The 22,315-nt window shown below is 59.1% G+C and carries 21 protein-coding genes; 14 read left to right on the forward strand and 7 right to left on the reverse strand.

Features of this window, described 5'->3' with window-relative positions:
• Nucleotides 1–73: 73 nt before the first annotated feature.
• The 4 genes from M5B99_RS11365 to M5B99_RS11380 form a co-directional block, all read right to left on the reverse strand.
• Nucleotides 74–298, reverse strand: coding sequence for a hypothetical protein (locus M5B99_RS11365; RefSeq protein ID WP_248804102.1), 225 nt, complete (start codon nt 296–298; stop codon nt 74–76).
• Nucleotides 295–1,452 carry a colicin E3/pyocin S6 family cytotoxin gene (locus tag M5B99_RS11370; RefSeq protein WP_248804103.1) on the reverse strand — a complete coding sequence of 386 codons (1,158 nt, stop codon included), beginning with the start codon at nt 1,450–1,452 and terminating at the stop codon, nt 295–297. The genes M5B99_RS11365 and M5B99_RS11370 overlap by 4 nt, the downstream gene beginning before the upstream one ends.
• A 162-nt stretch (nt 1,453–1,614) precedes the next feature.
• Nucleotides 1,615–2,019, reverse strand: a complete 405-nt coding sequence (locus M5B99_RS11375; RefSeq protein ID WP_248804104.1) for a phage virion morphogenesis protein — start codon at nt 2,017–2,019, stop codon at nt 1,615–1,617.
• On the reverse strand, nt 1,941–2,651 hold the full coding sequence (locus M5B99_RS11380) for a hypothetical protein (protein ID WP_248804105.1): 711 nt from the start codon (nt 2,649–2,651) through the stop codon (nt 1,941–1,943). Before M5B99_RS11380 ends, M5B99_RS11375 begins: the two co-directional genes overlap by 79 nt.
• Nucleotides 2,652–2,915: 264 nt before the next feature.
• Here M5B99_RS11380 and M5B99_RS11385 point away from each other — a divergent pair, with 264 nt between their 5' ends.
• On the forward strand, nt 2,916–3,431 hold the full coding sequence (locus M5B99_RS11385; protein ID WP_248799037.1) for a hypothetical protein: 516 nt from the start codon (nt 2,916–2,918) through the stop codon (nt 3,429–3,431).
• 1,063 nt (nt 3,432–4,494) lie between these two features.
• Here M5B99_RS11385 and M5B99_RS11390 read toward each other — a convergent pair.
• Together M5B99_RS11390 and M5B99_RS11395 are read right to left on the reverse strand one after the other, a co-directional pair.
• Entirely contained in the window at nt 4,495–5,706 is a 1,212-nt protein-coding gene (locus M5B99_RS11390; RefSeq protein WP_248804106.1) for an MFS transporter, read from the reverse strand.
• Between the two features lie 31 nt (nt 5,707–5,737).
• Nucleotides 5,738–6,958: a pyridoxal phosphate-dependent decarboxylase family protein gene (locus M5B99_RS11395; RefSeq protein ID WP_248804107.1), complete on the reverse strand. Its 1,221-nt coding sequence runs from the start codon at nt 6,956–6,958 to the stop codon at nt 5,738–5,740.
• A 1,341-nt stretch (nt 6,959–8,299) separates the two neighbouring features.
• Between M5B99_RS11395 and M5B99_RS30215 the strand changes: the two genes are divergently transcribed.
• The 13 genes from M5B99_RS30215 (at nt 8,300) to M5B99_RS11460 (ending at nt 21,362) form a co-directional block, all read left to right on the forward strand.
• The gene (locus M5B99_RS30215) at nt 8,300–8,971 is read left to right on the forward strand and encodes a methyl-accepting chemotaxis protein (protein WP_412548725.1); all 672 of its coding nucleotides are present in this window, start codon (nt 8,300–8,302) and stop codon (nt 8,969–8,971) included.
• 9 nt (nt 8,972–8,980) lie between these two features.
• Nucleotides 8,981–9,349 (forward strand): response regulator, encoded by a 369-nt coding sequence (locus tag M5B99_RS11405; protein ID WP_191489166.1) that lies wholly within the window; start codon nt 8,981–8,983, stop codon nt 9,347–9,349.
• Between the two features lie 42 nt (nt 9,350–9,391).
• Nucleotides 9,392–9,691, forward strand: coding sequence for a lipid asymmetry maintenance protein MlaB (locus M5B99_RS11410; protein ID WP_191489167.1), 300 nt, complete (start codon nt 9,392–9,394; stop codon nt 9,689–9,691).
• Nucleotides 9,692–9,750: 59 nt separating this feature from the next.
• Nucleotides 9,751–12,003 (forward strand): chemotaxis protein CheA, encoded by a 2,253-nt coding sequence (locus tag M5B99_RS11415; RefSeq protein WP_248804108.1) that lies wholly within the window; start codon nt 9,751–9,753, stop codon nt 12,001–12,003.
• Nucleotides 12,000–13,661, forward strand: coding sequence for a methyl-accepting chemotaxis protein (locus M5B99_RS11420; RefSeq protein ID WP_248804109.1), 1,662 nt, complete (start codon nt 12,000–12,002; stop codon nt 13,659–13,661). Before M5B99_RS11415 ends, M5B99_RS11420 begins: the two co-directional genes overlap by 4 nt.
• A gap of 41 nt (nt 13,662–13,702) precedes the next feature.
• The gene (locus M5B99_RS11425; RefSeq protein WP_248804110.1) at nt 13,703–14,236 is read left to right on the forward strand and encodes a chemotaxis protein CheW; all 534 of its coding nucleotides are present in this window, start codon (nt 13,703–13,705) and stop codon (nt 14,234–14,236) included.
• Nucleotides 14,237–14,258: 22 nt separating this feature from the next.
• Complete coding sequence (locus M5B99_RS11430; protein WP_248804111.1) at nt 14,259–15,065, forward strand: CheR family methyltransferase; 807 nt, start codon at nt 14,259–14,261, stop codon at nt 15,063–15,065.
• Complete coding sequence (locus M5B99_RS11435; RefSeq protein ID WP_248804112.1) at nt 15,062–15,598, forward strand: chemotaxis protein CheD; 537 nt, start codon at nt 15,062–15,064, stop codon at nt 15,596–15,598. The genes M5B99_RS11430 and M5B99_RS11435 overlap by 4 nt, the downstream gene beginning before the upstream one ends.
• Nucleotides 15,567–16,634, forward strand: coding sequence for a protein-glutamate methylesterase/protein-glutamine glutaminase (locus M5B99_RS11440; protein WP_248804113.1), 1,068 nt, complete (start codon nt 15,567–15,569; stop codon nt 16,632–16,634). Before M5B99_RS11435 ends, M5B99_RS11440 begins: the two co-directional genes overlap by 32 nt.
• A gap of 187 nt (nt 16,635–16,821) precedes the next feature.
• Entirely contained in the window at nt 16,822–17,877 is a 1,056-nt protein-coding gene (hflK, locus tag M5B99_RS11445; protein WP_248804114.1) for an FtsH protease activity modulator HflK, read from the forward strand.
• Nucleotides 17,874–18,755, forward strand: a complete 882-nt coding sequence (gene hflC / locus M5B99_RS11450) for a protease modulator HflC (protein ID WP_248804115.1) — start codon at nt 17,874–17,876, stop codon at nt 18,753–18,755. The genes hflK and hflC overlap by 4 nt, the downstream gene beginning before the upstream one ends.
• A gap of 110 nt (nt 18,756–18,865) precedes the next feature.
• Entirely contained in the window at nt 18,866–20,065 is a 1,200-nt protein-coding gene (locus M5B99_RS11455) for an NRAMP family divalent metal transporter (protein WP_248804116.1), read from the forward strand.
• A gap of 25 nt (nt 20,066–20,090) precedes the next feature.
• Nucleotides 20,091–21,362, forward strand: a complete 1,272-nt coding sequence (locus M5B99_RS11460) for a TerC family protein (RefSeq protein ID WP_248804117.1) — start codon at nt 20,091–20,093, stop codon at nt 21,360–21,362.
• A gap of 12 nt (nt 21,363–21,374) precedes the next feature.
• Here M5B99_RS11460 and M5B99_RS11465 read toward each other — a convergent pair whose 3' ends face one another.
• A complete protein-coding gene (locus M5B99_RS11465; RefSeq protein ID WP_248804118.1) occupies nt 21,375–22,262 on the reverse strand; it encodes a LysR family transcriptional regulator in 888 nt (295 codons plus the stop codon).
• Nucleotides 22,263–22,315: the final 53 nt, after the last annotated feature.

Genomic DNA, 22,315 nt, shown 5'->3' on the forward strand with positions numbered 1-22,315 from the left:
ATATCAGTTGGAGGCGATGACCCGATGACCTACTTCGTCGTTGTCATCCAGGTAGTTCGAGGTATGCCAAGCATCAGGCATTGCACGTTAGAAAAAGCTCCAGATCCCTGGGTAGTTCCAACGAGCAAAGCTGCTCTATGGCACTAATTTGCTCCAGAGTAAGCCGGTAGTCGTACACGCAATCCTCGTCTTTTTCCCAACCCATTATCGGCTTAAGATCCGCGACAGAAACCGGAATTTCTTTTTCAAAGGAAGCGAAGTCCTCACCTTCAGGGACGCCCATAATCACATGCTTCATGGTTCTACTTTCCTTGTCGGATCTGCTGGTTTGTTTTGAGCGCCAGTTTCGTGGTCGAACTCGCCGAGGTGCTTGCCGCGCTTATTGTATTTCTCAACCGCACCATGCTGAAAATCCCATTCGTAGATTGTGCCATCTCTGCTCTTCCAACGTGGACGCAAGCCACCTCCACCTTGAACTGACGTTTTCGATTTGGCCCATTTGGCGTCCGGAAACGCTGGTAATAAATCAGGTTTAGGATAATAGCCAGATCCCGACACACTCAGCGAGATGTAGACCGGCTGAATACCGGTGCTCGGAAACCAGATAATCGCGTCCTGGTAGTCCGGTGGATACGCTGGGTTGATCAGGATCTGATCGGCCTGTTCGGTCGGTGGGTACACCCATGTGCCGGGCTTCAACGAAGCCCCCTCCAGCGCGGGAATCCCCAGTACTGCGTTGGGATCGGCGGCCGGAGTCCAGATGACCTCGATACCGCGCCCAAGGTCGGCCACCAGTTGCTCGCCACGGGCCTGCGCCGCGATCACTGGCACACGCTGCCATTCCGTTTTGGTGCCGGTATAGAACCCGTACACGCTCACAGAACCGTCTGGCAGGTGTTTCATATTGACCCGCGCCCGAGTGTTCCCTGTGCTCAACTGAGCGTATTGCTCGGACGTATAGAAGGCGCTATCCGCTGAAGTAGTGTTAGGCATCAATAACGCAGCGAAGCCCACAGCCGCTGGGGCCGCAAGACCCGCTGAAACCTCTCCAAGACCCAACGCCAAAGTGCCGCCCAGACGACTCGCAAGGGCCGCTGCACTCCCGGAACCACCGATCCATTGCAGTGGAGTGCCCCCGGCTACCAACGCTGTGCCAGTGCCCAACACCGCGAAGTTGCCGTACTGTTTCAGCGATTCGAGCGGTACAAACCCACCCGGATTGCTGTAGTTCATCACCCCGTCCGGCAATGAGCAGGATTTGGCGAAGACACAACCCTTGAGCGGCCGCGGGGGCGTCTTTTTGGGGATCAGCGGGGGATCTGGTCGTGGCTGTGGCTCGACCAACTGCCGATTCTGCTTTGCACGCTGTAACGCATCCTGGCGCGCCCTGTCCTTCATCGCTTGCTTGTAGCATACGTTGCAATGGTGTCCTGCCCAGTTCCCTTCTTCCATGCCATTCTCATCCTGAGTATTCAGACAACAAGTCTACCGGCTATGGAGTAAGTGAGGCCAGGTCCATCAACAAGCCGTTATACCTATCGCCGTTGGGCTGGAAGACGGGAAACTTAGGCCACTACGGCAGGTCGGAAAACCTTAGCGTAAGATTTTTCCGAATTATGTAGGCTCCCCGTAAAGAGCTCGTGAAAGGTATCTCAGGGCGATCATCTGCAACTCTGAGTCGTCTACTTCACTGGTGCCCAGCCATGGTCGTGATGGGATGCGAATCTTATAAGCCCCCATGCTCGCCCACTGAGCGAAGTTGCTGCTGCGCTTACGTACGAAACGGTTGCCCACTTCACCGTTACTGCCCTGGCGAAAGTAGTTCTGCTGGCTACGGGCAGCAACATCGATCACACCACCAAAGTGCTGGATCGCCGCATAGGGACGATTACTGCCGAATGCCAGTTCGCCAGCGCCGACCTGGTAACGCAGGGTGTTTTTCAGGTAGGCGACTTCGCGGACGCACTGAAGAACTGATGTCGCTTGTCCAACACTTCGATAGGAAGAACGGTAAGCCAAGGAAATATTTGCAGCTTCTCTATGCCCTTTTCGAAGGCAACCAACGGGCAATACACCATGTGTACGCCCTGGATTTCCGCCAACTTGTTATCGCTCACAAAGTCTTTGAACTGCTTGCCTGTGCCCAGCATGTCATCGACAAACACCAGGCAGCGTACCCCTTCGGGTGGCGGACTCAGACTGTCCGGCCGGCAGGTGATGGCTTTGTTGATGCCGGCGTGCCGTTTGTAGTGCCGGATGATGACCACCCCGCTCTTTCCGGTGTCGAATGCTCGATTTCCGTCGACACCTACGAACCGCAGAGGGTAGGAAGGGATCGACTCGCCTAACGCCTCGAGGAAAGCCTCGATGCTTGGGTGAGGATAGAGGTCCCGTTGGCGAAGGTAGGCGGGAAGTACACAGTGCAGCATCTGATCGATTGAGCTTTCGATCATGCCCTGGGATCGGAAAATCAGCCGCTCCAGGACGCGCGCGGCGAAATACAGCTCTTCTTCGGACTGGAAGTTATCAAGCCAGCGATCGAGGGTGCTTTCCTCGGTCCCGGTGATCACCCCTCGCTGAAGCATTCCTCGAAAGCGACGCTCAACATCGCTGTAAAGGGAGTAATGCTTATCTGGCACATGGAAGGGCATGGAGCGTCCTTTGCTTATATGGCTCTGAGCTCACGGGGAGGCCAATCCCTCCAGAGCGACTTGGGTAGCCTCAATGCTAGCCATTTGCCAAGATTGCTGGCTCTCGAAGACTGAAGCAAGCACCTTTCGCTTGCTGGTATCTTTACGACCTACTGATTCAGTGGTCAGGTGGCTACGGCTAGTCAAGATCGGCGGTCTAAGTCAAATTATGACCAGCGCGGACACAGTTGCAGCCCAAGGCAAACGAAGCCAAGGAACCTAGCGATGACCAACGAAATAATTTTTTACACGCAACTCGCCTCACTCGTCGGCTTCATCGGCGCCCTGTTCGCGATCTATCGCCTACTGGTGCAACAAAAGGACGGGGTTATTCAACTGCTCAAAGAGCGCCTGACTGATAAAGATGACCAGATCGCCGCGTTGAAGGCTCAGACACCTGACGTGTTGGTGTCTGCCCTTAACGATCGGATCAAGGTTACCCAGGATGAAATTGCCCGTCTCAAAAATGACGGTGACACACATCGCAAGGAAATCGAGCTGAAGGAAGGGGAGCTTCGAGGCATCCAGGACAAGCTGACTACCCTGTCTGACTTGATTCGTGAAAGCGACTTGGTGTGTCCCGAATGCGGTGATCCCCTAGTCAGGCGTCATGTTTATACGATCCATGGCGGCCCAGATGGTGAATCTGAGGCTGAAGTCGAGTACGTGGAGTACCAGTGCGGATTAGCGATTGACGGGTTTGGAGTGGAAAGATCGCATTGTCGACATCTTACGACCTGACTCGCCACTTTTTCTCACGATAGCGCCGGTTCTGAATCGTACCTGACCTATGCCCAATGTCTTGCTGCCCCTATGCCCGGCTTGTGGTTGCAGACTTGCGTCGTTGGGGCTTTCCGGCGAAGCTGAATATCGGGGCCTGCCGAGAAAGAACTTAACATCGTGCCCGGGATTAGTTGACCACTACACACTCACCTTTACGGCATCACCGGCATGCGCGCTCCACGGCCGGATTTTACGATCCCTTCCTTTATATGCACAATCCTCGTTGATGAACGGAGGGGCCCGGAGCGCTGCTGGTGAGGGTGATGCATCTATTCTGTGAATCCAGTAGGCTTTTCTCATCTTTTTTGTGAGTCCCAACCGGCGGCCTCACAAAAAAGATGATTTTTCGCCTGTGTTTGCTGGGGCTTCCGAATCATCTATTTTGTGAGCCTACAGCTGTTGTAGGTTCACTGAATAGTTGCGCATTTTCACAAATAAATGGTTCGGCTAACCCCTGGGGTTGGCCGGCCATGCCCAAAGGAGGCCCGCTATCAGCGGGCCTTTTTTGGGCGTACGAAAAAGGGTTGGTGAGCGCCCGTCACGATGTGTTGGCAGGAGCTGGCCAACAGGCATAACGTGGATTGCAGGACTCAAATGAAGCCGGTGATCCTATGAACACTCAAGAATCAACAACGTTTCGAAAAGAGTTTATTAAGGCGGCCGGGAACGCTGGGGAATGTATTGGCAACCGCTATTTTGGCTGAAGCGTAAGACAGCTAAACTTGTAAAGAATTTCCGCAATAGAAGTTCTTCGAGGTCCAAGTTTTCGTCCGCACCTCCGGTGGGTCAGTTTTCAATCAGCGCCGACACCGTTTCCAATAGTTGTTGCGCAACAGTTTGGATTTGCATCTTTAGTTATCCTCAGACAGATACAAAAAAACGATTACGTCCAATCGCTTCACAAACAGCAGGCGAAGATGAGCAGAGCGCCGGAGTACAAGCTCTGCTTGTCTCCAACACTCGCTGAACGTTTAGAACTTACTTAGATTGCCGGAGGGTTGTCCGGCCTTGCAGGGCTGGCTCAGGCCAGTGCAGGCACACTCACCCTACGCCACACTAGGCGTCCGAGGGTGATGGACCAGTTGGCCAGAGCAATGACGAGGATTAGGGATAACAGCGCCGCAATACCAGAATGTACGATCACCCTGCCGGCGAGCAACGGAAAGCCGAATACCCCTACGAAGTAGGCAAGGCTAAACAGTACCAAGGACTGGGCAGTCTGGCCCGCCGGCGCCTCATTCGCCGCCAACCCGTTGATGACCGAATAGGTCAGGCCATAGCCGACACCGAGGACGATAGCCGCCAGCAAGTAGGTCGCGAAACTGTCGACCGCGAACATAAACATCAGCACTGACAACACCATCAATGCCGTCAGGATACAGGACGTCACGTAGGGGGCGCGTTTGACGATAAAGCCTGCGATCAGCAACCGACAGGAAATCGCAGCGGACATAAACCCGATGAAGAATAGCGAATAGTCCAGATGCTTGAGCGTGGCATAGGACGTCTGGAAACTGGAAAGTCCACCGAAGATGGCACCGCCCAGCCCTACCATAAGGATCGCGAAGGCGGCCTTGGAACCGAGCACCGAACGAGCCGCGGCAGGGGTAATTTTGCATACGGTAACGGGTCCGAGCTTGGCCTGCTGATGCTGGATACGCGGACCCATCAGCAAGAATAGCGAGCCTCCCAGCAGGCTTGCGACCGCGGCCACGACGAAAGCCGCCTCGACGGGATAGCCGAGCGCCTCGGACGCCCGGCCGACCAAGGGCCCGGTGCCGATCCCTGACATCATACTGCCCGACAGCAGCGCGAAATACTTAACTCGCCGCGCTGGCTCGATGATCATCGCCACGATGATTGGCCCCAGCGTGTAGAACACTCCCCAACCGAACCCGAGCAACAAGCCGAACAGCAGCATCAAGTTGCCGAATGCTGGTACTGCGGCAAACCCGAGGCAGGCGGCAGCCAGAAATACCGCGCCGGCGGCGATCGCCCTCGGCGCGCCAATCAGATCGGTCAAGTGGCCGGAAAAGATCACAGCCAGGAAGGTGCTGACCATCGCGACGGAAATGACAGAGCCCGCATCGGACTCGCTGCCCCCGTGAGCCCTGAGCATCATGGCCAACAGGAAGGTCGTTCCATATGACAATGAAAGTAGGTAGCTGCTGAGGCAAAAGGTGCCGAACAGCCTATTGGCAGGCACTTGGCTTGCATCGGATACCGAGGACATCGTGTTCTCCTTATAATTGTATGTGCGACTATCAACTCGCTGCAGTTCTGAATGCATTTATCACTCGGTCGACATCCTCGCTACGCGTCATCCAATTGCTGATTGACAGACGCAAGGCAAATTCGCCGCGGTAGGTAGTTGGCGTGATGAACATTTCGCCACTTTCGTTTAGCCGACGAATGAGTTGCCGATTTAGTTCCTGGCGAGTCCCGTAGGAGCTGTCCTGCGGCTCGTGCCGAAATACCAGAACGTTCAACCGAATGTCGCATAGAAGCGTGTAGGACGAACTGTCGACTATCCATTGGGCGATCGCCTTGACGTAGTCACAATGGCTCTCGATCAGGCTCCGATATCCGGACTTTCCATAAGCTTTGAGCGTCATCCAGAGGGGAAGCGCCCGATAGCGCCTGGATTGCTCTACCCCTCTGTTCATGAACGCGGGCAATTGTCCCTCCATCGGCACGTAAGGCGCGTCGGCGGAGAATGCCCGCTCATGCAAGGCAACGTGACGGGTGAAGGCAATTCCGCAGTCATAGGGAACGTTCAGCCATTTGTGGGCATCGGCGGTGATCGAATCGGCCAATTCCAGCCCCTCGACCAGATGCCCGTAGCGATCCGAGCATCTGGCGAAGGCACCGAAGGCAGCATCAACATGCAGCCAGGCGTTGTACCTGCGGCACAGCTGGGAAAGGCTTACCAGGTCATCAAAATCGCCGCTGTTCACGGTTCCGGCACTGGCGATAACGATCCGGCCGGGCGCCTCGCAGGCCGCCAGTTCGCGCTCCAGGGCCGACAGGTCAAACACTTCGCGATCGGTCAGGCAGGCGACGGCCTTGAAGTTACGCTGACCAATACCCAGCAAACCGAGGTCCTTGATGATGCTGGAATGCGGTGCGGCACAGAACACCGCGATCGCCGGTGCTGAGCAAAGCCCCTGCTGCGATACGCTCATACCCCCCTGCTCACCGCACCATTCCCGGGCCGCAGCCAGCCCGACTAAGTTGGCCGCTGTAGCACCGGTAGTCAGAATGCCATGAAATTCAGCACTCGGCAGGCGCAAAAGGTCGGCAACGTAGTTCAGCGTCTGGGCCTCAACGTAGGCCGCTATCGAATGTCGTTCCGTAGCAACATTCTGGTCCAACACCGAAACCAACCAATCACCAGCAAGCGCCGCAGGCGTGGTTCCACCGGTGACAAATCCGAAATAGCGTGGTCCGGTACTACGAGTGTACTGGTCGCCATAGATTCCCAATAGTCGCGCAACGCTGCCAGCGCACCAATACCTTCTTCAGGCATGGTCTCGCACAGCGTGCGCGTTTTTTGCTGGACATCTACCATGGTGCCGTGACGGCTTTGACTGAGAAACTCGAGTGCGATATCGCTTACTTCCGCCATGAGTTCTGGCAGAGCGGCCTCATCAGCAAAAAAAACTGTTCATTACCCCATCCTTTGGCAAAAGGCGACCGTCTTGCACGGCCCCCACTATTTCCTTATAGCGACATGTTCCTGGATTGGATCCATTAGCGATATATACCAAAAAAAATCAGTGACCAACAACCTTCAAAATGAAATTCTTTATATTTTCATGATGACCTTTGATCTCGACCCACGCGCGTCACGGCACCGCTGCGATGCTGAACTTTAAATAAACACATTAATATGTTGTTTTATAAAGATTTTTTAAAATCATGAGCGCTCGTACTCCGTACACCAGATCACGGCCAATGCGTAAGCATTGGCCTTTTTCGTTGTGCGCTATGGTCGTGTCCGGGATTAGTTGACCACCACAGTACTGGTAATCGTCAGAAATTCATCACCCCTCTCTCAGCACACTCCCCCCCACGATGTAAAATCAAATTCTCCTTCTTGTATTCCGCAAGCCGGTCTACACTCAAGAATTGGTAATAAAGGATGGCAATGTGCCATATCTTGGATCGAATGGTTTTACCACTATCCGACGGCTGACCCTGCTTCGTGCTCAAGTAGCCTGGAGTCTCGGCGGATAATCTGGTTGTACAGTGGAGCTTTGTTCAACTGATTCAGGGAGGAACCGATGTCGTCATTCGATAACCCGCAGGGTTCGCAGCCCATCCCTCCGGCTCGTGCTTTTTTCTGGATGCCCCTCGTCCCCGCTGCCTGCGGTGCTTGCGTGTTGCTTTTGAGCGACTGGGGCCCGGCCAATCTGGCTTGGTCGGCGGGACTGTTGCTGGTGGGGGGGCTCGCCGGACTGCTGAACCAGCGTCATTACCGGCAACTGTCAGCCCGGATCCTGAGTGACGCACAAGCCGCCCAGGTCCCGGTCGATGCCGCACCAACCGGTGGACTGGAGGCGGTCTGCCTGGAGGCGATTCCCATCTGGTCCCGGCAAATCGAAAGCTCTCGCACTGAGACCGAAACCGCCATCATTGAACTGACCAGCCGCTTCAGCGCCATCTCCCACCGCTTGCAACAGACCGTCGATGCCTCCCAGGCCACGGCGGGCGACCTGGCCGAGCGCAGCCAGGGGGGAGCGCTGGAGGTGCTGGCCAAGAGTGATGCCGAGTTGCTGTACGTGATTGAGTCACTCAAGACCATTCAGCAAAGCCGTGACGAGATGCTGGTGCAGGTGCGCAACCTCACCGGCTACACCGGCGAACTACGGGCCATGGCCGGTGAAGTGGCCGCCATCGCCCAACAGACCAACCTGCTGGCGCTCAACGCCGCCATCGAGGCCGCCCGTGCCGGTGAAGCGGGACGCGGTTTCGCGGTGGTCGCCGACGCGGTACGCACCCTCTCCAGCCAATCCAGCGAGACCGGGCAGAAGATGTCCGCCAAGGTCGACATCATCAACGGTGCCATCAACCAGTTGGTGGAGGCCGCAGCCAGCAGCACCGACCACGACAAGGACTCGGTCGCCAACTCGGAAGCCAGCATCCAGGGCGTACTCGTCCGTTTCAAGAGCATCACTGGCCAGCTCTCCGACTCCGCCGCCCTGTTGCAACGCGAGGGCCTGGGGATTCGCGACGAGGTCACCGAAGTGTTGATCAACCTGCAATTCCAGGATCGGGTCAGCCAAATCCTCGCGCAGGTACGCAACAACATGGAAGCGCTGCTCCGTCACTTGCGCGAAGCCCAGAAGCCGGGAGCCACGGTGGTGGTCGACGCGCCCGCCTGGCTGGCGGAAATGGAGCTGAGTTACGCCACCGACGAGCAACGCCGTAATCACCACTCGGGCAAGGTCAATGTCAATCAACCCGCTAACATCCAGGAAATCACCTTCTTTTAGGAGCCGGTCATGGCGAAGAACGTAATGGTGGTCGACGATTCAAGCAGTGTTCGTCAGGTAGTCAGCATTGCGCTCAAAAGCGCCGGATATGACGTGATCGAAGCCAGCGACGGCAAGGACGCGCTGGGCAAGCTGACCGGGCAGAAAATTCACCTGATCATCAGCGATGTGAACATGCCGAACATGGACGGCATCACCTTCGTCAAGGAAGTGAAAAAGCTGCCCAGCTACAAGTTCACTCCAATCATCATGCTGACCACCGAATCCCAGGAAGCCAAGAAGCAGGAAGGACAAGCCGCCGGGGCGCGAGCCTGGGTGGTCAAGCCATTCCAGCCGGCGCAAATGCTCGCGGCCGTATCCAAGCTGATCCTGCCCTGAGTCCGGGTATCACCAAGACCGGACGAACAGGGAGATTCGAGCATGCCGATCATTTGCCAAGCAGACACTTCGACCCCGCACCTGGGTATCGAAGGCGAGATGACCATCTACACCGCCGCGCAGTTGTATGCCGAACTGGTTCCGTTTCTGGCATTGGCCAGCCCGCTGGACATCGACCTCTCGCAGGTCACTGAAATCGACGGCGCGGGCCTGCAGTTGTTGATGCTTGCCAAGCGCGAAACCTTGCGTACAGGCGTTGCGCTGCAGTTGAGTGGACACAGCCAGGCGGTGCTCGAGGTGTTCGAACTGTGCGACCTGGCCGGTACGCTGGGGCACCCGTGATCCATAGTTGCAAGCTTCCCGCGGTTCTTTGACCGTGGAGCGATGAAAGGGACTCTATCGTGACTATCAATCTCGACCAGGCACAGCAAACCTTTATCGTGGAGGCGCGCGAGCTGCTCCAGGATATGGAGTCGTCGTTGCTGCATCTGGAGTCCGTACCCGACGATGCCGACGCCATCGGTGCGATTTTTCGTGCCGCGCACACCATCAAGGGCTCTGCCGGACTCTTTGGGCTCAGCCCTATTGTCGGCTTTACCCACATTGTCGAGGATGTGCTGGACCGGTTACGCGATGGCGCCATCGAAGTCGATGGCGAATTGATCGCCCTGCTGCTCAAAAGCGCCGACCATATGTTGGAGCTGGTTGAAGTCGTGGCCGGTGCCGGTGAAGCGTTGAGTGACCTCGCCTTGGAGCGTGAAGCGGTGCTGCGTCGGGGATTGCTGAACTATCAGGCTGCGCAGGCTGCATCCGTAGTGCCCGCGCTGCTCGATATCCCCATGGCCCAACCGGTGGCCGGGCAGGACTCTGGCGGTTCCGGTTATTGGCACATTTCCCTGCGTTTCGGGCCGGACGTGTTTCGCAACGGCATGGATCCGCTGTCCTTTCTTCGCTATCTGAATACCCTGGGTGAGATCGTCCATGTGGTCACCCTCGCCGATACCCTGCCCGCTCTGGAGCAGTTCGACGCCGAGAGCTGCCACCTGGGGTTCGAGATCGATCTGGATTCCGACGCCAGCCGTGAAACCATTGCCGAAGCGTTCGATTTTGTGCGTGACGACTGCCAGATTCATATCCTGGCGCCCCACAGTCGCCTGGAAGAGTACCTGCGACTGATCGAGGCGTTGCCCGAAGAGCCTGCGCGATTGGGGGAAATCCTTACCCGATGTGGGGCGCTGACAGCCCAGGAGTTGGAGGACGGTTTGCGCACCCAGCGCGAGAGCGCCGAGTCGGCCGGGATGCCGGCCATGCCACTGGGCGAAATCCTGATTGAACAACGCGTGGTCGAGCCGGCAGTGGTGCAGTCCGCCCTGGAGAAACAGAGCCGTCAACGCGAGCCCCAGGCGACGGCTGTCGAAGCCCGCTTTGTCCGGGTCAATGCCGACAAGCTGGACGAATTGATCAATCTGGTGGGCGAGTTGGTCATCGCCAGCGCCGGGGCCAATCTACTGGCGCGCAGCAGCTCGAGCGGGCCGTTGCAGGAGTCCACCTCGGTGGTGTCGGGACTGGTGGAGGAAATCCTCGACGGTGCGCTGCACCTGCGCATGATCCCCATCGGCGATACGTTCAACCGCTTTCGCCGTGTGGTGCGAGATGTCAGCCAGGAATTGGGCAAGGATATCGAACTACTGATCAGCGGTGCCGACACCGAACTGGACAAGACCGTGGTGGAGAAAATCGGCGACCCGCTGATGCACCTGCTGCGCAACGCGATGGATCACGGCATCGAATCCCCGTCGGTACGCGAGGCTGCCGGCAAGTCTGCCAAAGGCCGACTGCAACTCAACGCCTTTCATGACTCGGGCAGCATTGTGCTGGAGATTGCCGACGATGGTGCCGGCCTCAATCGTGATCGGATTCTACAAAAAGCCATCGAGCGCGGCCTGGTTCCCACCGCGTCGAACCTGACCGACCAGGAAATCTACAACCTGATTTTCGAACCGGGTTTTTCCACCGCCGAGGCGGTGACCAACCTGTCCGGACGCGGCGTGGGCATGGATGTGGTCAAACGCAATATCACGCTCTTGCGGGGCACCGTCGATCTGGATAGCCAACCCGGCCAAGGCACGATCATCCGTATCCGCCTGCCGTTGACCCTGGCGATCATCAACGGGTTCCTGGTGGGCATCGGCCAGATCCACTACGTGATACCGCTGGAAATGGTCCAGGAATGCATTGAGTTGAGTGCCTTGCAGCGTCAGGACATGTCGGGAAACAACTACCTGGACCTGCGCGGCGAAATCCTGCCGCTGGTGCGTTTGCGCGACCACTTCGGGCATGCGGGGCAGAGCGTTCGCCGTGAGAACGTGGTGGTGGTCCGGTGTGCCGAGCAAAAGGCCGGGCTGGTGGTCGATGACCTGCTGGGCGAATTCCAGACCGTCATCAAACCCCTTGGCAAGCTGTTCAATGCACTGCGCGGCATCAGTGGTTCAACCATCCTGGGCAGCGGTGAGGTTGCGCTGATTCTCGATGTTCCATCGTTGTTGATGGAGCTGGTCCAGCGTGAAACCCGGCAGGCCGCTGTTTATTCCTTGACCGATAGCAAATCTGGCAACTCAGCCAACCACACCGCACATGGAGGGGCTCTTCAATGAAATGGTTCTACGATCTGAGAATAGCAACCAAGCTCATCACTTCGTTTCTGGTGGTGTTGGCGCTGACGGCGGTGATGGGCGTATTCGCCGTCATTCAGCTGGGCCAGGTCAACCAGACGGCCACCGACATGCGCGAGAACTGGTTGCCTTCCGTGCGCCTGTCCTCGGGCATTCGTTTTTTTGTCGCCAACTACCGGGTCAAGGAGATCCGCTATCTGTTGGCCGAAGACTCGAAGGAACAGGCTCAGTATGAACAGGAAGTTGCCGATGCCCGCAAGGATGTCGACACCCGCATTGTCCGCTATGAAAAGGAGGGGTTGATCTCCAGCCCCACGGAACAAGCGCTGTTCGATACCTTCAAGAGCGACTGGGAGAGCTATCTCGTTATCAGCAAGAAGCTGCTCTCCGAGTCCCGGCAAGGGACAAGGGAACAAGCGATGATCATCCTCAAGGGGGACTCGAAGCGAACCTTTGACGGTATTGCTGACGATTTGCTGAAAATGATCGAACTCAACGATGCCGGTGCGACGGCTGCCAATCAACGCGGTAACGAGATCTACGCCAACGGACGGATGTCGATCATGGCCGCGATAATCGTCGCCCTGCTGGTGGGCATTGCCCTGGCGTTGTTCATTTCTCGGGCCATCGCCAATCCGCTGAAAATAGCGGCCGGGGTTGCCACTCAGTTGGCGGAGGGCAATCTGTCGGTAAGCATCGAGTCGGGCTCCAAGGACGAGACCGGTCAGGTGCTCACGGCGATGCAGGCCATGGTCGGCAAGCTCTCGCAGATCATCGGTGACGTCCGCACGGCCGCCGACAGCCTGGCCAGCGCTTCCGAGGAGGTCAGCGCCACGGCCCAGTCCATGAGCCAGGCCACCAGCGAGCAGGCGGCCAGTGTCGAAGAGACCAGTGCCTCCATCGAGCAGATGAGCGCCAGCATCAACCAGAATACTGAAAACGCCAAGATCACCGACAGCATGGCGAGCAAGGCGGCGAAGGAAGCCACCGATGGTGGCGACTCCGTGCAGCAGACCGTCCAGGCCATGAAAAAAATCGCCCAGCGCATCAGCATCATCGATGACATTGCCTACCAGACCAACCTGCTGGCCTTGAACGCGGCCATTGAAGCGGCGCGGGCCGGCGAGCATGGCAAGGGCTTCGCGGTGGTCGCGGCGGAAGTACGCAAACTGGCCGAGCGCAGCCAAGTGGCCGCGCAGGAGATCGGTGAGCTGTCCACCAGCAGCGTCGAAATGGCCGAACGGGCCGGGCGCTTGCTGGACGAAATGGTGCCCTCGATCAACAAGACCTCCGATCTGGTCCAGGAAATCACCGCGGCCTCCGAAGAACAGGCGGCCGGCGTGGCGCAGATCAACACTGCGATGAACCAGCTCAACCAGGTTACCCAGCAAAATGCCTCGAGCAGCGAGGAGTTGGCCGCCACTGCCGAAGAGATGAGCAGCCAGGCCGAACAGTTGCAGCAGGCAATGAGCTTTTTCACGCTGGAGGCGGCGAACAGCGCGATCGTGAATGTACCACAAGGCAAGTCACGTCCGACCGGCGGCGCGGCACGGACGCTGGTGCGGACTCCGCAGTCGGCGTTGAACAGGAGCTTCGCCCAGGCCGTCGGTCCTGACGAAAGCGAATTCACCCGGTTCTGATCGACGCCTGGACGCGGGCCCTTTTCATGCAGGAGAGCAATATGGGCGCATTAACGACAACCCGACAGGCGGCCGTGGTTCACATGCAGGAGGCGCAGTACCTGACGTTCCTGCTGGCCGGTGAAATGTTCGCCATCGGTATTTTGGGGATCAAGGAAATCATCGAGTACGGCCATGTCACGCCAGTGCCGATGATGCCCGCCTTCGTGCGTGGCGTGATCAATCTGCGCGGTGCCGTGGTGCCGGTGGTGGACCTGGGGGCGCGTTTCGGGCAGCAGTGTTCGACGGTGACCCGGCGTAGCTGCGTGGTGATCATCGAAGCCAATGCGGATGACCGCCAGGCCCAAGATATCGGTTTGCTGGTCGACACCGTGTCCGAGGTGCTGGAAATCCCGGCGGCCGAGATTGAGCCACCGCCGAGTTTCGGTGCGCGGATTCGCGCAGATTTCATCAGCGGCATGGCCAAGGTCGAAGGTAAGTTTGTCATTGTCCTGCAGGTTGATCGGGTGTTGTCCGTGGATGAGATGTCGCAACTGGCGGAGGTCGGTGACAGCCATCCACGGCAGGTGCAGTAAGTGACCAACAAGGAGCTTCAGGTTGAACGGCATCAAGCTCGAGGATCGCGAATTCACCCAGTTCCAGGGCTGGCTCTACGGTGTGTCAGGCATCAACCTGTCACCCGCGAAAAAGGCCCTGGTCGCCGGGCGTCTGTTCAAGCGCCTCAAGCACCACGAGCTGGAGAGTTATGGTGCCTATTTCAAGCTGATCATGGGCAAGGAGAACACTGGCGAGCTACAGGTGGCCCTCGACCTGTTGACTACCAATGAGACGTACTTCTTCCGTGAACCCAAGCACTTCGACTTTCTGCGCCAACAGGTGTTACCCCGCGCGGCGCCAGGAAAGACCTTCCGGGTCTGGAGCGCGGCCAGTTCGTCGGGCGAAGAGCCCTACAGCCTGGCCATGACCCTGGCCGAGGGCCTGGGCAGTACACCCTGGGAGGTGGTCGGCTCGGATATCAGCACCCAGGTGCTGGCCAAGGCCCGCAGCGGGCACTACCCGATGGAACGGGCGAGCAACCTGCCGCCAGCCTTGTTGAACCGCTATTGCCTCAAGGGCATCGGCCAGCAGGCCGGCACTTTCCTGATCGACAAGGCCCTGCGCCAGCGGGTGAGTTTCATCCAGGTCAACCTGAACGACAACCTGCCGCAATTGGGCGAGTTCGAAATCATTTTCCTGCGCAACGTGATGATCTACTTCGATCAGGAGACCAAGCGCAAAGTGGTCAACCGTCTCTTGCCGTTTCTCAGGCGCGGCGGCTACTTCATCATCAGCCACTCGGAAAGCCTGCACGGCGTCAGCGACGCGTTCAAGCTGGTGGCTCCTTCCATCTATCAGAAGCCATGAAGGTCACCATTGCCATGGACGTCGAGGAAATCTACCTGGCTCCCGGAAGCCTGTGCTTTCGCAACAGTCCCACCCGGATCCATACCCTGCTGGGGTCTTGTGTTTCCATGATTGTCTGGCATCCGGTACGCAAGCTGGGCGGGATATCCCATTGCCTGCTGCCAGGCCGTCGACGGCGCGGCGTGGCGCTGGACGGCAGCTATATCGACGAAGCCTTCGAGTGGTTGATGCGCAACATTCAGGGCTATCAGAGCGAGGCCAGCGAGTATCAACTGAAGTTGTTCGGCGGCGGTGAGATGTTTCCCGGACAGTCGCGCGATTATCCCGCGGGTGATGTCGCCGGTCTGAACCGCGCGGCCGTCACCACCATCGCGGCGCGTCTGCGGTTGTCGCCGTGTGCCATGGACCTGGGGGGGACCGGACATCGCAGCTTGATTTTCGACACCCGCAGCGGTGATGTCTGGGTCCGGCATCTCTCTTTGCAGGCGGCGGAGGGCAACCATGAAAAAAATAAGCGTTCTGCTGGTCGATGACTCCGCCGTGGTCCGCCAAGTGCTGATGGCGATTCTCGGCCAGGCACCGGATATCGAAGTGACGGTCGCCGCCGACCCGATCTTCGCCATGGATAAAATGGCCAAGGCCTGGCCGGACGTGATTGTGCTGGACGTGGAAATGCCACGCATGGATGGCATCACCTTCCTGAAAAAAATCATGACCGAGCGGCCCACCCCGGTCGTCATCTGCTCCTCGCTGACCGAACGCGGCGCCGAGACCACCTTGCAGGCGCTCGCGGCCGGGGCTGTGGATATCATCACCAAGCCCCAGGGCGGTGTTAAGCACTTCCTGCTCGAGTCCGCCGCTCATCTGCTGGCTGCCGTTCGTGGCGCTGCCGGTGCCAATGTCAGGAATCTTGCCCCGCGTGCGGCCGCGCCACGTCTTGAGGTGGCCAGTAAGCTGAGCGCCGATGCGATGTTGTCGGCGGCCGGCAGCCAGGCGATGGCCCAGACAACCGAGCGTATCGTCGCCATTGGCACCTCCACGGGCGGGACTCAGGCGCTGGAAGCGTTGCTTACCGTGTTGCCGAGAGTCTGCCCGGGGATCGTTATCGTTCAGCATATGCCGGAGAAATTCACCGCCTCCTTTGCCCAGCGCCTCAATGGGTTGTCGCAGATTGAAGTCCGTGAGGCACAAAACAATGATCGGGTGTTGCCCGGTCTGGCCCTGATCGCCCCGGGCGGCAAGCATATGATGCTGGTGCGTAACGGCGCCTACTATCATGTGCAGGTGACGGACGGCCCGTTGGTCAATCGCCATCGGCCGTCGGTGGATGTGCTCTTTCGTTCGGTGGCCAAGTTCGCCGGGAAGAACGCTACCGGCATCATCATGACCGGCATGGGCGACGATGGCGCCCGTGGCCTCAAGGAAATGGCCGATGCCGGTGCCGCGACCGTGGCCCAGGACGAGGCCAGTTGCGTGGTGTTCGGCATGCCCAAGGAAGCCATCAAGCTGGGCGCCGCCAAACGCGTCCTGCCCTTGCAGGACATGCATCTGGCAGTACTGGGCAAGTAGCCTGTGTTCACTCCGGTTGCAGTTTTCCTCCTGGGAATCCTTCCCAAGCAGCACATTTTCAATCCGGGCGCCTCAATCATTGCGCTATGTCAGGAGTCATTCAGGACTCGGCTGTATGATGTTGCGCAATATTTGGTAATACAATCTTCGATCCGTTTCACCGGCCAGCCGCCTCCAGGATAAAACCATGTCCGACCCGCAGCCCTTGACTCCCCTGGAACCGGAAAAGCCTTCCGCCTCACTGGGCGAACAAGCCCGCTCGATGGGCCTGCGAGCCAATCGTTTCGTCGCCCTCACGGGACTGCAGGGCAAAGGTCTGGCGCTGCTGGTCGGGCTGCTGGCGTTTGTCTGGATCGCCGGTGGCATCTACAAGGTCCAGCCCGACGAGCAAGGTATCGTCCTGCGCTTCGGCAAATGGGTCGATACCACCGAGGCCGGTTTGCACTACCACCTGCCCTTCCCCATCGAAACGGTGCTGCTGCCCAAGGTCACCACGGTCAACCAGCTGCAACTGGGGCATGGCCCCACGCTCGGCCTGAACGACAGCAGCCTGTCCCGCGACAAGCAGATGCTTACCGGCGACGAGAATATCGTCGAGGCCGATTGCGCGGTGTTCTGGCGCATCAAGGACGCCGGGCAGTTTCTGTTCAGCATAGATAAGCCCGAATTCGCCATCAAGCTGGCCGCCGAAAGTGCTCTGCGCGAAGTCATCGGGCGTACGCCGATCCAGGCGGCCCTGTCGGACAAGCGCCAGGAGATCGCCGAGGAAACCAAGACCTTGTTGCAAGGCCTGCTCGACGATGAAAAGGCCGGCGTACTGATTACCCAGATCCAGTTGCAGCGCGTCGATCCGCCACCGGCGGTGATCGACGCCTTCAACGATGTGCAGCGGGCCCGGGCCGACCAGGAGCGCGCGCGCAACGAGGCCGAGTCCTACGCCAACGACATTCTTCCGCGGGCCCGAGGCGAAGCGTCGCATATCAATCAGGAGGCCGAAGCCTACAAGGCCCAAGCGGTGAACCTGGCTGAAGGCGACGCGAAAAGTTTCCTCGCGGTGTACGAAAGTTATGCACAGGCCAAGGAAGTGACCAGCTGGCGCCTATATATGGAAAGTGCCGATGAGGTGCTGAAAAGAGCTTCCAAGGTGATCATCGATACCTCCGGCAAAGGCGTCTCGGGTGTGGTGCCCTATATGCCGCTGTCGGAACAGGACAAGCGACCGGCCAAGGAGCAGACCCGATGAAACCACCGATTCGTGCGGCCCTGGTGATCCTGCTGCTGGTTGCCCTGTGGACCCTCGGCGCCTCGCTGTATACCGTCGATGAAGCCCAGCAGGCTCTGGTGGTCAGGCTCGGGGCGCCGACCGCGCCGGTGCGTACGCCGGGGCTGAAACTCAAGGTGCCGCTGATCGACACCGTGATCTATTACGACACCCGCATCCTGACCCTCGCACCGCCTTCCGAGCAGGTGATCCTTGGCGACCAGAAACGCCTGGAAGTGGAAACCTATGCGCGTTATCGCATCGTCGATCCGCTGCGTTTCTATCAGGCCCTGCGCACGGTCGACCAGGCCAATGCGCAACTGGCCCAGTTGGTCAGCTCGTCGCTGCGCCGCGAGTTGGGGCAGGTGATGCTCAAGTCGCTGTTGTCCGCCGAGCGGCCGAAAATTGTCGCGCTTATCCAGAACGAGGTGGTGGAGAAGGCCCGGCCCCTGGGTATCGAGGTCACTGAAGTACGTTTTCATCGCGCCGACCTGCCGTTCGAAACCAGTCAGGCCATCTATGACCGGATGAAGTCCGAGCGTCAGCGCGAAGCCAAGGAACTGCGCGCCCAGGGTTTTGAGTGGGCACAACAGATTCAGGCCAACGCCGAGCGCGAACGGGCAGTACTGATCTCCGAAGCGCAGCGACAAAGCCGCATCACTCATGGTGAAGCCGATGCCCTGGCGAACCGGATCTCGTCCCAGGCGTTCGACAAGGACCCCGAGTTCTACAAGCTCTACCGCAGCTTGCAGACCTATCGGCAGTCCTTGTCCGAGTCCGCGCCGACGCTGGTGCTGTCACCGGATACGGCGTTCCTCAAGGACTTCAAAAGTGGCCCGCAGGTGAATGGCCGACCCTGACGCCCTTCGAGGGTCGGTGAACAGGGTTTTTGCCATTTACACACATACGCCAAGAGCCGGAAACAGACATGATGCCAAGCATTTCAATCCGCTCGAGCCGGTTAAGGTTGATGGCTGCGGCCGTCGGCCCGGGGCTGGTGGTGATGCTGGCGGATACCGAGGCCGGCAGCGTCATCACTGCCGCGCAGAGTGGCGCGCAATGGGGCTATCGGCTGCTGTTGCTGCAGTTCCTCATCATTCCCCTGTTGTATACCGCGCAGGAACTCTCGATCCGCCTGGGGTTGGGAACCGGCAAGGGCTTCGGTGAACTGGTGCGCCAGCGGTTCGGGCGCGGTATTGCGTTGCTGTCCCTGGCGACGCTGGTGCTCAGTTGCTTCGGCGCCCTGGTCACCGAGTTGAGCGGGCTGGCCGGGGTCGGCGAACTGTTCGGCGTACCCCTTTGGGAAACCGTCGGGGTGCTGGTGGTGCTGATTTTTGCGATGGTCTGTACCGGCTCCTACCATGGCGTAGAACGCATCGCGATTTGCCTGGGTCTGTTCGGTGTGGCGTTTATCGCCGTGGCCTGGAACGCTCACCCCGATCCCCGGCAGATCGCGGCGCAGTGGTACCAGATGCCGTTCCACGACAGCTCCTATCTTTACCTGGTGGCTGCCAACCTGGGCACCAGCGTCATGCCGTGGACGGTGTTCTACCAACAGTCGGCACTGATCGATAAAGGCCTGGGCGCCCGCCACCTGAAAGCGGCGCGCGTTGAAACCTTGCTCGGCGCGACTCTCTGCCAGATTCTCACGGCGGCCGTGGTGATTGCCGCGGCGGCGTGTTTCAACCGCTCCGACGCTTCCTTCACCTTGACCAGTGTGCCGCAACTGGCCGATGCCTTTACCGCTTCCCTGGGCCGGACGGTCGGGCGCGGGATCTTTGCGATGGGGCTGGCCGGGGGGGCGCTGGTGGCTACCATCGTGGTCTGCCTGACCGTGGCCTGGGGTGTCGGCGAGGCCACCGGTCGCCGGCATTCGCTGGAGCAGCGTCCCGCCGACGCGCCCTGGTTCTACGCGGCATTCGGTGCCATGTTGCTGGGGGCCGGTGTGCTGGTGGGGTCCGGGGTCAATCTGGTCGAGTTGTCGATTTTCACCGGTGTGGTCAATGCGCTGTTGCTGCCGGCGGTACTCGGCCTTCTCTATTGGCTGGCCCGTACGCAGTTGACCGGGGCGTTCAGGTTGCAGGGCTGGTATGCGCGGGTGGTGGGCCTGGTGTTCGGGTTGGCCGCCCTCACGGGCCTGTTCTGTGGTGTGGGAGGATTGTTGAATTGATGACGATGGTTGCGGGAGTGGCAAGATGATCGGCTTGGATACCGGGATGCAGGGCATCAACCTGACGTTGCAGGTGTTCCTGCTCGACCTGTTGCTGAGCGGCGATAACGCCGTGGTCATCGCCCTCGCCTGCCGTCACCTGCCGGCCCGGCAGATGCGCCAGGCGTTGTTCGCCGGGATGGGCGTGGCAGTGGTCCTGCGGATCCTGTTCACTTCGGTGATCAGCCTGTTGCTCAAGGTGCCCTGCCTGAAACTGCTGGGCATGGTCGCGCTGGTAGTGATCGCCATCAAGTTGTTGGTGGCGGATGAAGACGCCGAACACTTGCCGCAGCATTCGGGTTCGACGCTCTGGTCCGTGATCGGGCTGATCGTCTTTGCCGACCTGACCATGAGCCTGGACAATGTGGTGGCCCTGGCCGCCGTGGCCCAGGACAACCTGGGAATTCTGGTGTTGGGGCTGCTGCTGAGCATCCCGATATTGATGTACGGCAGTTTGTTTGTGACTGGGCTGTTCAAGCGTTATCCCTGGTTGATCCCGGCGGGCGGCGCCTTGTTGGGCTGGGTGGCCGGGAATATCGGCATGTCCGACCCGCTGATCGCCGATTGGGTGGCGACCCAGGCACCGGGCCTGGTGCTGGCGATGCCCCTGGCCTGTGCGATCTTCGTACTGGTGGAAAGCCGGATCATCCAGCGCAACCTGCGTTTGCTGCCCAGGCCCGAGCCGGTTGTGCGCCCTGCCCGCATGGCGGAGCCTGTGCTCGCCCAACCGCTGCCGAGCCGCGTGGCTCAGGTGGTCGCGGTGGCGGAGGATATCCCTGAGGTTCATGAACCTGTATCCGCCGAGCTGCTGCCTCCCGAGACGCTCTCGGCGCCTGTGGACAACTCCCCTGTCGAGCCTCTGCCAGACGAATCGAAGCGCAAGCGCCGATGGTTCTGGGTCGGGTCGTTGGCAGCGGTACCGGTGCTGGCGTATATCGGTTATTCGGTGATCTATGTCGGCATTATCAACGCCGGCTACATGCCGACGCCCAGGCTGCTGAGCAGCTACGAGTGTCCTGGTTTCAATGGGCCGTTCATCTTTTTCTACCAGCATGGCAAGGACACCGTGCGTATTCGCAGCAGTGCCGGTTCGCTCGACGGCGCCCTGATCAAGGGCCGGCTGGAATGGATCAATGCGACCCGGGCATCGTCGCTGCTCGGCTTTACACCGCCCCAGGAAATAACCAATGACGACGCCACCTCCATCCGTATCAATGGAGGCAGCTTTTCGCAAATGGAGTGTTACAAGAAAAGCTGAGGGTCGATAGTTTCACGGTGCCAGCAACACACCCTGTTCACTCGCACACAATGCCAGCAGAAAATCCCACACCACCCGTAAGCGCACTGACTTGTGCAGCTCCCGTCGGGTGCTGATCCAGTAGCTGCGTTGGATGGTTTCCTCCGGTAATACTCGTACCAACTGTGGATCATCCTTGGCCATGTAGTTGGGCAACACCGCAATCCCCAGCCCGGCCCGCGCCGCCTGTTGCTGGGCAATCACGCTGGTGCTGCGGAAAATCACATTCGGCGTGCGGCAGAAGTTATTGAGGAACAGCAGCTCCTCGCTGAACAGCAGGTCGTCGACGTAACCGATCCAGTTGTGTTGCGACAGGTCGTCGCGATGCTGCAAGGCCGGCGCCCAGGCGAGGTAGTCCGGGCTGGCATACAGCGCCAGGCGATAGTCGGTCAGTTTGCGAGTGATCAACAGGTCGGCATTCGGCCGGTCGAGGTGAATGCTGATTTCCGCCTCGCGGTTGAGGATGCTGACGAAACGCGGCACCGCCACCAGTTCCACTTCCAGCCCCGGGTAACGTTCGTACAGGCTGCCCATGCGGGTGGTGAGGAACATGATGCCGATCCCTTCGGTCACCCCCAGGCGGATCTTGCCCAGGGGGGCGATGGCCTGGGTGATTTCTTCCTGGGCCAGCAAGGCGACGTTTTCCATGGCCTCGGCATGCTTGAGCAAGGCCTGGCCCGAGGGTGTCAGCTCGTAGCCCTGGGCATGCTGGACAAACAGCGCGGTGCCCAGGCTCTGCTCGATGGTCTCGATATGCCGGGCCACGGTGCTGTGGGTGGTGTTCAGGCGCTTGGCCGCGGTCAGCAGGCGCCCGCTGCGTTGCAGCTCGAGAAAAAAACGCAGATCGTTCCAGTCGAACATGGGGGCTTCCTTGTCAATCGCGGGGGGCACGGCCTTGCTTGAAAACACACAGC

The sequence above is a fragment of the Pseudomonas sp. MWU13-2100 genome (assembly GCF_023242365.1).
Taxonomy (GTDB): Bacteria; Pseudomonadota; Gammaproteobacteria; order Pseudomonadales; family Pseudomonadaceae; genus Aquipseudomonas.